Below are 10,339 nucleotides of genomic sequence, written 5' to 3' on the forward strand. Positions count from 1 at the left end.
GCTCGACCTGGCGCGCTGGGCGGCCGCCCACGTGGCACCGGAGGTCCGTCCGGACTGCACGGTCTACACCTCGGGCGAGCACTGCCCGATGTGCTCCGCCGGCCACGCCTGGGTGGGGCTCGTGCGGATCGTGTACGCCGGCTCGACCGCCCAGCTCACCCAGTGGCGCGAGGCCATGGGCCTGCCACCCGGGCCGGTGCTGGCGCTGCCGATCAACGCCGTCGCGTCCGGAGTGCCCGTCGCGGGTCCGGCCCTGGAGCTGGCGGACGAGTTGCGCGCGCTGCACGAGCGGAGTGCCGCAGCGCCATAGGCCCACCGCACTCACCGGGCTGCCGTGGGCACGACAGGCCGAACACCCTCAGGGTAGGAAGGTCGCATGCGCATCTTCTTCACCGGCGGCAGCGGCAAGGCCGGCAAGCACGTGGCTCCCTACCTCGCCGAGCAGGGCCACCAGGTCACCAACGCCGACCTCGTCCCCCTGGAGCACCCGTCCGTCGCCGACCTCCGGGTGGACCTCACCGACGCCGGTGAGGTCTACTCGGCGCTCGCGGGGCTGGCCACCTTCGACGAGCTCGACCTGCCCGAGAAGCCGTCGTACGACGCGGTCGTGCACTTCGCCGCGGTGCCGGCGATCCTGCTGAAGCCCGACGCGGCGACGTACGCCACGAACGTGCTCAGCACCTACAACGTGCTGGAGGCCGCGACCCGGCTGGGCGTCCGCAAGGTCGTCTTCGCCTCGTCGGAGACGACGTACGGGATCTGCTTCGCCCAGGGCGAGCGGCGCCCGCTCTACGTGCCGGTCGACGAGGAGCACCCGACCGTGCCCGAGGACTCCTACGCGATGTCGAAGGTCGCCAACGAGGTGACCGCGCGCTCGTTCCAGGCGCGCACCGGCGCGGACGTCTACGGCCTGCGGATCAACAACGTCATCGAGCCGCACGAGTACGCCGCGATGTTCCCGCCGTTCCTGACCGACCCGGCACTGCGGCGGCGCAACGTCTTCGCCTACATCGACGTCCGCGACCTCGGCCAGATGGTGCAGCGCTGCCTCGAGACCGACGGGCTGGGCTACGAGGTCTTCAACGTCGCGAACGCCGACATGTCCGTGGCCGCGACTTCGTCGCAGGTCATCGAGCAGTTCTACGACGGGGTGGAGGTACGCCGCGAGATGGGCCGCGACGAGACGTTCTACTCCATCGACAAGGCGCGCGAGCTCGTCGGCTTCGACCCGCAGCACTCGTGGCGCGACGTGCTCGACGACCCCGACGCGAGCTGATCTGCACTACCCGTGGGCAGGAGTCCTGAGCCCCGTCGGGCCCCGGACTCCTGGTGCGTCCGGGGGGCCTGCTGGGCCAGCGCGACCTGGATGTTGCCCTCCGCGTCCACGCCTCGTCCTGATCGAGCACCAGGTCTCGGTCTCGACGCGGTCTCACCGAGTACCTTGTCCCGGTGATCAACAGCGAGTTCGTCGACGTCAGCCGCCGCCTGCGGGCAGCCCTGACGCCCGCAGACCTGGACCAGACACTCGCCCGCATCACGGCGGCAGCAGTGGAGGTGCTACCAGAGGTCGAATACGCCAGCATCACCATCCGGCACGCCGACGGGCGGCTGGAGACGTCAGCGCCCACCGATGACCTGGTCCTGGGACTCGATGCCGCGCAGTACGAGTTCCGGGAAGGCCCGTGCTACGAGGCAGCCAGCGAAACGGTGCACGTGGCGAGCCCCGACCTGGCATCGGACACGCGGTGGCCGCGCTATGCGCCGGTCGCCTTGGCTGCGGGTGTGCAGGCGCAGGCCGGGATCCGGCTCTTCGATGCCACCGGGTCCAACGGGGCGTTGAACCTCTACTCCCGCCACCGCGGGTCGTTCGAAGCGCTCGACGGCCTGGGTCAGCTGTTCACACACCACGCGGCGACAGCCATCGAGTACGCACGGGAGATCACCCATCTCCAGCAGGCCGTCCAGACCCGGCAGGTGATCGGTCAGGCAGTGGGCATCGTCATGCACCAGTACGGGCTCGACGACGCGCGTGCGTTCGCGTTCCTCACCCGACTCTCGAGTCACAACAACACGAAGCTGAGGTCGGTGGCCGATCAGGTCATTGCAGCCACTAACGACGAAGCCAACCGTCCCTCCGACACGTGAGCAACCGCAACGCATGGTGAACAACCCCGTCGACCCCCGGTGACCGTGGTGCTGTCCTCTGGCGAGCTCACCGGACCCGTGCGCGGCGGAGTCGCCAGGCGCGCAGTGCCAGATGCAGGTTGAGCCTCGTGTCCACGTCGGCGAGGTCGTGCCCCGAGATCTCAGTGATGCGGCTGAGCCGGTAGCGCAGTGTGTTCCGGTGGATGGAGAGCGCACGTGCCGTGGCGTCGTACTTGCCTCCATGGTCGAGATACGTCGCCAGTGTCGGTACGAGATCGGTGCCTTGGCGGTCGTCGTAGCACAACAGGTCGGCGAGCCAGTCGTTGATCAGGCGTTCGACCTCGCCGACGTTGCCGTCGAGGGCGAGGATCCGTTCGACGCCCAGGTCGGAGTAGGCGATGAAGCCGCGCGGGTCGCTGGACTGCCTGCGACACGTGAGCGCTCTCTGCGCCTGCTCGTAGGCGCGCGGGATGTGCTCCGGCGAACAGATCGACTCACCCGTGGCGATCACGCCGTCGGTGTCGCCGTGCGCGAGACACAGGTCGTCGTACAGCCGGCCCATGTCGACCCCGTGATGGGCGAGGACCACGACCATGCCCTGGTCCCGGGTCATCAGGCAGGGCAGACGCTGGTGTGCCATGGCGGTCCGGATGCGGTCGACGTCGCGGTCGGCGACCTGCGTACCCGTTGCGGAGGACCACGCGGACACGATCAGGTCGTGGGGAACTCGAAGGTCGTGGCCCTGGGCGGCTGCGCGGTCTCGGGCCACCTCGCCCGGGATGCCTCCGAGGAGGTCGTCGAGGAGGTCACGACTCAGTCGGTTCTCCATCTCGCTCATCGCTGCGGCATGGGCCCTGAGCAGTCCGAGCGCGACGCTGGCGTACTGCAGGGCGAAGTGTGCGCTCTCGTTGCCCTGCTCGTCGTCCGTCGGCATCTCGAGCTCGACCGTGCCGAACTCCGGGCGTCCGCCGATCGACGCCCTGAGCGGGTCTCCTCTGGGTGTCAAGGGTGACCCGTCGGCCGCGTCGACCCGCATCGTCTCGTGCGCGAATGCGTCCCGCAGGACGACGGTGCAACCTGTGAGCCGGCTCAGTGAGGTGGCCATGTCCCGCTGGGTCCCCGTGGCAGCGAGGTGGATGAACTCCTCCTGCACCGCCTCCCGGTGGCGGAGGGCGGCCAGGGTGCAGGCCAGCTCGGCGTTGGCCGAGCCGTTCGATGACGAACAGCTGTTCGGCATCGGGCCTGGTGGAGCTCCTCAGGACCAGCTGACCCGGTGATCCTGACAAGGCCGCGACGGTCCTTGTGCACGTCCAGAAGTCCCCATCGTCCTCGACGAACGCGCGTCCACCGGGCCGGAGGCTCGGCCTCGCCGGTTGGCGGGGGGCCGGGAGACCCATTCCTGGTCACGACGGAACGTGACGCGCACGAGCTGGCACCGGGTCACCGCCTCCACCGCATGGGCCAGGACGTCGATGACCTCGTCGACATCGTGACGATCGAGCATGAGCATCGACATCACCAGCAGCTCCTGGACCCCGGTCAGGGCACGCCGCAGGTCCGGCTCGCTGTTCGTCACCGCACTCTCCCTTGAGGGATGCTCCGAGAGGGTCATCGCTGGATCTCTAGGCAGCCGGCGCGTGGAAGGGGTTCTCCAGCACGAGGCCGGAGAGCCAGATCTGGGGGTGCACCTTCATGGCCTGGAACACCACTCCGGCGCCCAGGTCGTCGATGTCGTAGAGGCACAACGGGAACCTGCTCCAGCACGTGACCTCGGCGAAGCTCAAGCTCCAAGGCGGGTCGCCCGTCGCGCTGAACTGGGCGTTCGACACCGTCCGGAAGGGGGGCACGGTCTCGGTCATCGGTGCCTACGGGCCACTCTTCAGCGCGGTCAAGTTCGGCGACGCGATGAACAAGGGCCTGACCCTCCGCATGAACCAGTGCCCGGTCAAACGGCAATGGCCCCGCCTGTTCGAGCACCTTCGCAACGGCCACTTCAAGCCGAGCGACCTGGTCACCCACCATGTCCCGCTCGAGCACATCGCCGAGGGCTACCACATGTTCTCGGCCAAGCTGGACGACTGCATCAAGCCGATCGTCGTTCCCAGTCCGGCGTGAACAGGGAGGAGCTCGTCATGACCTACACACCTCACAAGCCCCCGCTCGCCGAGAGCAGCGACGAGCTGCGGGCGCGCATCCCAGGTTGGGGAGCCGATCTCGACGTCGCCGACCGCCCGTCGGTGCCGCGCGAACGGTTTGATCCGACATTCGCCGGCGCTCATTGGGAGCACCCCGAGCGCCAGCCCGAGAAGTGGCCTCGGGAACGGTCGTTGGAGCACACCATGCTTCCGCCGGTGTTCGGCACCGCGTGCCCGCCGAAGGGTCTGTCCGGCGTCATCCGGAAGTATGCCTACGCGAAGTACAGCGAGGGCCGGGCCGCGCACTGGCTGCTGCTCATGGCAGGTGATCGAGTCGACGTGGTCGAGAGCGGACTGCGCTCGCTGCTCACGCTGCGCCCGGACAACCCCATCACCGAGACGGGCGTGCTGGCCGAGGTGAAGCACCACGGCCTGCGCTCGCGGCTGGGGCACCACCGCACGGACGTGAAGCACCACTGGATGGATCCCCTCATCGTCGGCGCCCCTTGGGCCGGCGGCGTCGTCGTGACCTACCGCCTGGTGAGGCGTGTGCGAAGGCGTCCGTCGTCGTGACGCGACGTGATGGACGACCCCGGCGCGGGCTGAGCCGACCAAGATGACAGGAGTCCTGAGCCCCGTCGGGGCCCAGGACTCCTGGTGTGCCTGGGTCAGGCCTGCTGGCCCAGCGCGAACTGGATGTTGCCCTCCTCGTCCACGCCTCCGTCCAGCACCTTGTCGGCCAGGTGCTCCGACGCCGGTGCAGCGACGTAGACGGTCGCGCCGTCCTGCTCGAGGACGACGTCGCCGGCCTCGGCCTGGTCGGCGGGGCTCACCGACAGGGACTCCCCGTCCGCCTCGGTGGCGATGCGGAGGGCGGCGATCGCCGGGACCTCCTCGGTGAGCTTCTTCACGATCTCGGTCACGTTCTCGGTGAGAGCAAGCATGGGCTCTCCTTCCGAATAGCGAATGTGTCACCTCCACCCTCACAAGGACGGCGGGCACAGGCAAACCGGTGGGCACGCCCTAGGTGTCGTGGCGATCCCCCGCGAGGCGAAGGCGGCGGTCCTCCTCGCGCTTGGAGTAGGCGGCCGCGCGAATCGCCTCGTCCGACTCCAGTCCCGACCCGAGACCACCGCCGACGGTTGCTGCGGAGGCGACGAACCAGGCCAGGACGAACAGGTCGCCGGAGCCGACCGAAGCCTGGCTGTCCATCAGGTCGGGGTCGAGGATGAAGAGCGCCCACGCCAGGTTCACGACGTACAGGGCGACGTAACAGATGGAGACGCCGGCCAGCAACGTCAGCACCGTCGAGGCGTTGTAGAGGCGGGACCTCTCCCGCGCCTGCGGGGAGTCGTCGTCCGGGCGGTCCCAAAGCTCGCCGTCGACCACCAGCCAGGCCACGACGAGAGTGATCGAGGCGATCGTCGCGACCACCAGGCGCCACCACGGCAGCGAGGCCGCCAGCTGCCAGACGGTCGAGTTGATCGTGGCGACGGCGCCGGTCGCCAGCGCCGCCACGAGCGCCGACTTCAGGCCCGGCACCAACAGCCATGGGCGGTTGGCCAGCACCATCCCCGCGAGCAGGCGCCATCGGCCACCCATCCGCGGCAGCAGCACGCGGTGCTCGTCACCGTCCGCGCTCGGCTCCGTCATCGTGCTGAGCAGCGAGCTCACCGCGCGACGGGACCGGGCGTGCATACGAATTCCCCCCAGGGCCGGGAGTGACAGCACAGCAGTCCGCCGCTGTGGATCGGTCTGCACCAGCAGGTGGCGCCCCCCGTCGTCGTGGAGTGGCAGCTCGGTGAGGCCGACAACGAGGTCCCAGTCCTGTTCGCGAGCCTGGTCCTGCAGCCGACCCATCGCGGTCCCGACGTCCTCGGAGCCGGTGGTGAACGGCGCACTCACCACCGTGATGTCCCACACGTCACTGCCGTCGAGCGGGTCCAGGTCAGTCATGCCGCGGGCGATCTCGGTCGGCGCGGCTGGATCTGCCACGAGTCCGACCCGAATCAGGTTCACACCGACAAGTTACGCCGCACCGGCGTTCGAGCAGCGGTCCCCGTGGCCGTCGCCTGACGGGTCCGTCCAGCCCCAAAGGGCGGAGCGGGTGTCGTACCCCGGTGACAGACTGCACGCATGACCGCCCTCGACCGCTTCAGCGCGCCCACGCGTGCGTGGTTCGAGGCCTCGTTCGCCGGGCCGACGCCGGCGCAGGAAGGAGCCTGGTCGACCATCGCCGACGGCAAGAACGCGCTCGTCGTCGCGCCCACCGGCAGCGGCAAGACGCTGAGCGCCTTCCTGCACGCCATCGACCGGCTGATGAGCACCGAGCCGCCGAAGGAGAAGGGCAGGCGCACCCGCGTCCTCTACATCTCCCCGCTCAAGGCCCTCGGCGTCGACGTCGAGCGCAACCTCCGCGCCCCGCTGACCGGCATCCGCAACACCGCCGAGCGGCTCCAGGCGAAGGTCCCCGACGTCACCGTCGGCCTGCGCTCCGGTGACACCAGCCCGGCCGAGCGGCGCAAGCTCGGCACCACGCCGCCCGACATCTTGATCACCACGCCCGAGTCGCTGTTCCTGATGCTCACCAGCCAGGCGCGCGAGACGCTGCGCAGCGTCGACACGATCATCATCGACGAGGTCCACGCCGTCGCCGGCACCAAGCGCGGCGCCCACCTCGGCCTCAGTCTCGAGCGCCTCGACTCGCTGCTCGACAAGCCCGCCCAGCGCATCGGGCTCAGCGCGACCGTCCGCCCGCTCGACGAGGTGGCGCGGTTCCTCGGCGGCACCCAGCCCGTCGAGATCGTGTCGCCGCCCAGCACCAAGGAGTGGGACCTCAAGGTCGTCGTGCCGGTCGAGGACATGACGATGCCCGGCGAGTACGACGAGGAGTCCGAGGACCCCGGTCGAGCCGCCAGCATCTGGCCGCACGTCGAGGAGCACGTGGTCGACCTCGTCGAGCAGCACCGCTCGACGATCGTCTTCGCCAACTCGCGGCGGCTGGCCGAGCGGTTGACCGCGCGGCTCAACGAGATCGCGACCGATCGGGTGTCGGCGGCCGAGGAGGGCGACGACGAAGGTCTCGACACGCCTCGTTCCCCGGCGGCCCCACCAGCGGTGCCGGCGCAGGTCATGGCGCAGTCCGGGCAGAGCAGCGGCGCCGGGACGATCATCGCGAAGGCCCACCACGGCTCGGTCTCCAAGGAGCAGCGGGCGATCATCGAGGACGACCTCAAGCGCGGCCGCCTCCCCTGCGTCGTCGCGACCAGCAGCCTCGAGCTCGGCATCGACATGGGCGCGGTCGACCTCGTCATCCAGATCGAGTCGCCGCCCAGCGTGGCCAGCGCGCTGCAGCGCGTCGGGCGCGCAGGCCACCAGGTCGGTGAGGTGAGCCGCGGCGTGCTGTTCCCCAAGCACCGGGGTGACCTCGCCCAGACCGCCGTGTCAGTGGAGCGGATGCGCAGCGGCGCGATCGAGAAGCTCTCCGTGCCGACCAACCCCCTCGACGTGCTCGCCCAGCAGGTCGTCGCGATGCTGGCGATGGACGAGTGGGACGTCGACGAGATGTTCGCGCTGATGACCCGCGGCGCCTCCTACTCCCAGCTTCCCCGCACCGCCTTCGACGCCACCCTCGACCTGCTCAGCGGGCGCTACCCCAGCGACGAGTTCGCCGAGCTGCGTCCGCGCATCGTGTGGGACCGCGTCACCGGCAAGCTCAGCGGCCGCCCCGGCGCCCAGCGCCTCGCGGTCACGAGCGGCGGGACGATCCCCGACCGCGGGCTCTTCGGCGTCTTCCTGGTCGGCGAGAAGGCCAGCCGCGTCGGCGAGCTCGACGAGGAGATGGTCTATGAGTCGCGGGTCGGCGACATCTTCGCCCTCGGTGCCACGAGCTGGCGGATCGAGGACATCACCCACGACCGGGTGCTCGTCACGCCCGCGCCCGGCATCCCCGGCCGGCTGCCGTTCTGGAAGGGCGACGCCCTGGGCAGGCCCGCCGAGCTCGGCGCGGCCGTCGGAGCCTTCACCCGCGAGCTCGCCGCCCAGCCCACCACGAAGGCGATCGCCTCGGTGCGCGAGCGCGGCCTCGACGAGAACGCCGCCACCAACCTGGTCACCTACCTCGCCGAGCAGCGCGAGGCCACCCAGGTCGTCCCGCACGACACCCAGATCCTCGTGGAGCGCTTCCGCGACGAGCTGGGCGACTGGCGCCTGGTCGTCCACTCCCCCTACGGCACGCCCGTCCACGCGCCCTGGGCGCTCGCGATCAACGCCCGGCTGCGGGAGCGCTTCGACGTCGACGGTCAGGCGGTCGCCTCCGACGACGGCATCGTCATCCGGATCCCCGACACCGACGCCGAGCCGCCCACCGGCGAGGTGATCGTCTTCGAGCCGGAGGAGATCGAGCAGATCGTCACCCAGGAGGTCGGTGGGTCGGCGCTCTTCGCCAGCCGCTTCCGCGAGTGCGCCGCCCGCGCGCTGCTGCTGCCGCGCCGTGACCCCGGTCGTCGCAGCCCGCTGTGGCAGCAGCGCCAGCGCAGCGCGCAGCTGTTGCAGGTCGCGTCCCAGTACCCCTCGTTCCCGATCGTGCTCGAGGCCGTGCGGGAGTGCCTCCAGGACGTCTACGACCTGCCCGCGCTCGTCGCCCTGCTCGGCCGTGTCGACCGCCGCGAGGTCTCGGTCGTCGACGTCTCCACCACCTCGCCCAGCCCCTTCGCCCGCAGCCTGCTCTTCGGCTACGTCGCCCAGTTCGTCTACGAGGGCGACTCCCCCATCGCCGAGCGCCGCGCCGCCGCCCTGTCGCTCGACCAGGGCCTGCTCGCCGAGCTCCTCGGCCGCGCCGAGCTGCGCGAGCTCCTCGACCCCGAGGTGCTCGCCGAGGTCGAGGCGGAGCTGCAGTGGCTCGCCACCGACCGCCGCGCCCGCAACGCGGAGGGCGTCGCCGACCTGTTGCGCCTGCTCGGCCCGCAGACGACCGACGAGATCCGCGCCCGTGCGATCGACGGCGCCGACGTCGACCACTGGTTGACCCAGCTCGCCGACGTACGCCGCGTGGTGCAGGTGCGGATGGCCGGCGAGGACCGCTGGACCGCCATCGAGGACATCGGCCGACTGCGCGACGGGCTCGGCGTGCCGGTCCCGGTCGGCACCCCCGACGCCTTCCTCGAGCTCCCCGAGGACCCCCTCGGCGACCTCGTCTCCCGCTACGCCCGCAGCCACGGCCCCTTCACCACCGGCGAGGTCGCCTCCCGCCTCGGGCTCGGCGAGGCGGTCGCCCGCCAGACCCTCCAGCGGCTGGCCCACCGCGGCCGGGTGCTCGACGGCGAGTTCCGGCCCTCCGGCTCCGGCAGCGAGTGGTGCGACGCCGAGGTGCTCCGCAAGCTGCGGCGCCGCTCGCTGGCCCGGCTGCGCCAGGAGATCGAGCCGGTCAGCCACGACGCGGTCGCCCGCTTCCTCCCCGCCTGGCAGCGCGTCGGCGGACCGCTGCGCGGGGTCGACGGGGTCGTCGCCGCCATCGACCAGCTCGCCGGCTGTCCCGTCCCGGCCAGCTCCCTCGAGCCGCTGGTCCTCGCCGCCCGCGTCCGCGACTACGAACCCTCCATGCTCGACGAGCTCACCGCCTCCGGCGAGGTCATCTGGACCGGCCACGCCCCGCTGCCCGGCAGCGACGGCTGGGTCAGCCTCCACCTGGCCGACCAGGCCCACCTCACGCTCCCCGAGGTCGAGCCCGACGAGCCCACCGGTGTCCAGCGGGCCGTGCTCGACGCCCTCGACTCCGGCGGTGCGTGGTTCTTCCGCCAGCTCGCGCAGAAGGTCGGCTCCACCAGCGACGCCGAGCTCTCCGCCGCGCTCTGGGAGCTGGTCTGGCGCGGCCTGGTCACCAACGACACCCTCACCCCGCTGCGGGCGCTGGTCCGCAGCGGCACGCCGTCGCACCGCACCCGTCGTACGCCGCCACGCCTCGGTCGGTCGACCGGTGGCCGGATGCCCGTGCGCACCGGCCCGCCCGAGACCGCTGGGCGCTGGGCGGTCCTGCCCGAGCGGGACGGCGACCCGACGCG

At 70.9% G+C, this 10,339-nt stretch carries 11 protein-coding genes; 6 read left to right on the forward strand and 5 right to left on the reverse strand.

Features of this window, described 5'->3' with window-relative positions; all coding sequences use genetic code 11:
* Positions 1-31 precede the first annotated feature (31 nt).
* The 3 genes from JWN97_RS11540 to JWN97_RS11550 all read left to right on the forward strand — a co-directional run bounded on the left by JWN97_RS11540 (position 32) and on the right by JWN97_RS11550 (position 2,145).
* Positions 32-310 carry a hypothetical protein gene (locus JWN97_RS11540; RefSeq protein ID WP_297622618.1) on the forward strand — a complete coding sequence of 93 codons (279 nt, stop codon included), beginning with the start codon at positions 32-34 and terminating at the stop codon, positions 308-310.
* Between the two features lie 66 nt (positions 311-376).
* The gene (locus JWN97_RS11545; RefSeq protein WP_297622620.1) at positions 377-1,276 is read left to right on the forward strand and encodes an NAD(P)-dependent oxidoreductase; all 900 of its coding nucleotides are present in this window, start codon (positions 377-379) and stop codon (positions 1,274-1,276) included.
* Positions 1,277-1,449: 173 nt separating this feature from the next.
* Complete coding sequence (locus JWN97_RS11550; RefSeq protein WP_297622622.1) at positions 1,450-2,145, forward strand: GAF and ANTAR domain-containing protein; 696 nt, start codon at positions 1,450-1,452, stop codon at positions 2,143-2,145.
* Positions 2,146-2,212: 67 nt separating this feature from the next.
* Here JWN97_RS11550 and JWN97_RS11555 read toward each other — a convergent pair whose 3' ends face one another.
* Genes JWN97_RS11555 through JWN97_RS11565 form a run of 3 tightly spaced genes read right to left on the reverse strand, consistent with a single transcriptional unit; the run spans position 2,213 to position 3,929 of the window.
* Entirely contained in the window at positions 2,213-3,382 is a 1,170-nt protein-coding gene (locus JWN97_RS11555) for a helix-turn-helix domain-containing protein (protein ID WP_297622624.1), read from the reverse strand.
* Between the two features lie 18 nt (positions 3,383-3,400).
* Positions 3,401-3,757, reverse strand: a complete 357-nt coding sequence (locus JWN97_RS11560) for a hypothetical protein (protein ID WP_297622626.1) — start codon at positions 3,755-3,757, stop codon at positions 3,401-3,403.
* Positions 3,758-3,767: 10 nt separating this feature from the next.
* Entirely contained in the window at positions 3,768-3,929 is a 162-nt protein-coding gene (locus JWN97_RS11565; protein ID WP_297622628.1) for a hypothetical protein, read from the reverse strand.
* Between JWN97_RS11565 and JWN97_RS11570 the strand changes: the two genes are divergently transcribed.
* Both JWN97_RS11570 and JWN97_RS11575 read left to right on the forward strand, forming a co-directional pair.
* Complete coding sequence (locus JWN97_RS11570; protein ID WP_297622629.1) at positions 3,910-4,260, forward strand: hypothetical protein; 351 nt, start codon at positions 3,910-3,912, stop codon at positions 4,258-4,260. The two genes, JWN97_RS11565 and JWN97_RS11570, sit on opposite strands and share 20 nt — an antisense overlap.
* A 17-nt stretch (positions 4,261-4,277) precedes the next feature.
* A complete protein-coding gene (locus JWN97_RS11575) occupies positions 4,278-4,853 on the forward strand; it encodes a hypothetical protein (protein ID WP_297622631.1) in 576 nt (191 codons plus the stop codon).
* A 95-nt stretch (positions 4,854-4,948) separates the two neighbouring features.
* On the opposite strand, the gene JWN97_RS11580 is transcribed toward JWN97_RS11575, so the two are convergent.
* Positions 4,949-5,224: a Fe-S cluster assembly protein HesB gene (locus JWN97_RS11580; RefSeq protein ID WP_297622633.1), complete on the reverse strand. Its 276-nt coding sequence runs from the start codon at positions 5,222-5,224 to the stop codon at positions 4,949-4,951.
* Between the two features lie 79 nt (positions 5,225-5,303).
* On the reverse strand, positions 5,304-6,275 hold the full coding sequence (locus JWN97_RS11585) for a hypothetical protein (protein ID WP_297622635.1): 972 nt from the start codon (positions 6,273-6,275) through the stop codon (positions 5,304-5,306).
* 141 nt (positions 6,276-6,416) lie between these two features.
* On the opposite strand from JWN97_RS11585, the gene JWN97_RS11590 reads away from it, so the two are divergent.
* Positions 6,417-10,339: ATP-dependent helicase (locus tag JWN97_RS11590; RefSeq protein ID WP_297622637.1), on the forward strand; the 3,923-nt coding region annotated here is incomplete at its 3' end.

It is taken from the genome of Nocardioides sp. (genome assembly GCF_025965415.1).
In the GTDB taxonomy this organism is placed as follows: domain Bacteria; phylum Actinomycetota; class Actinomycetes; order Propionibacteriales; family Nocardioidaceae; genus Nocardioides.

Coding starts and splice junctions, on each gene's coding strand:
- JWN97_RS11545 (WP_297622620.1), top strand. CDS start 377: ATGCGCATCTTCTTCACCGGCGGCAGCGGCAAGGCCGGCAAGCACGTG.
- JWN97_RS11555 (WP_297622624.1), bottom strand. CDS start 3,382: ATGCCGAACAGCTGTTCGTCATCGAACGGCTCGGCCAACGCCGAGCTG.
- JWN97_RS11560 (WP_297622626.1), bottom strand. CDS start 3,757: ATGACCCTCTCGGAGCATCCCTCAAGGGAGAGTGCGGTGACGAACAGC.
- JWN97_RS11575 (WP_297622631.1), top strand. CDS start 4,278: ATGACCTACACACCTCACAAGCCCCCGCTCGCCGAGAGCAGCGACGAG.
- JWN97_RS11580 (WP_297622633.1), bottom strand. CDS start 5,224: ATGCTTGCTCTCACCGAGAACGTGACCGAGATCGTGAAGAAGCTCACC.